Origin of the sequence: Gluconobacter aidae (assembly GCF_009547075.1) — a bacterium.
In the GTDB taxonomy this organism is placed as follows: Bacteria; Pseudomonadota; Alphaproteobacteria; order Acetobacterales; family Acetobacteraceae; genus Gluconobacter; species Gluconobacter aidae.
The window spans coordinates 1-470 of sequence record NZ_WIPH01000112.1 but is presented as its reverse complement, the minus strand read 5'-3'; the positions used below and the strand labels follow the sequence as shown (position 1 = coordinate 470).

1 protein-coding gene is annotated in these 470 nt (G+C 53.6%); it reads right to left on the bottom strand.

All coding sequences use genetic code 11. The annotated features are described in order from the left end of the window. Positions 1–9 precede the first annotated feature (9 nt). Positions 10–470 (bottom strand): transposase (locus tag GFJ39_RS13950; protein ID WP_153432061.1); only part of this gene is annotated, 461 nt, incomplete at its 5' end.

Sequence of the window (470 nt, the reverse complement as noted above, 5' to 3'; positions counted from 1 at the left end):
GTGGGAGGACTACGCGCTCGCGTTCAATCTTTCGAGGAAGAGGAAGCGGCGCATATTATAGACGATATTGGCAAGGCCGATCCTCATGGTGGCCCGGGTGATACCGACAGTTCGGACGAACAGACCCATTTGCGATTTCTGATCGGCAAAGACATGCTCGACACGAGATCGGACCACCGACTTTCCAGCATTCGATTTCTGGATATGCCGGGGCATAGGTTTGAGATGCGGCTTTTTCCTGTGAACCTTCGAGACAAAGCCCTGCTTGTCCATGAAGTCCTCATTGGCTTTCGAGCGATACGCTGTATCAGCCCAGACGCTTGAGGCCGTATTGGTTTTATCCAGAAGGCCCTCGCGCAGTCTGGCACCATCACTGGCAGCAGCATCCGTTGTCTTCCATTTCCGGATGAACCGGAACTTCCGGTCGATGGAAACATGGGACTTGTAGCCAAAGAACGGAATGGCGAGGT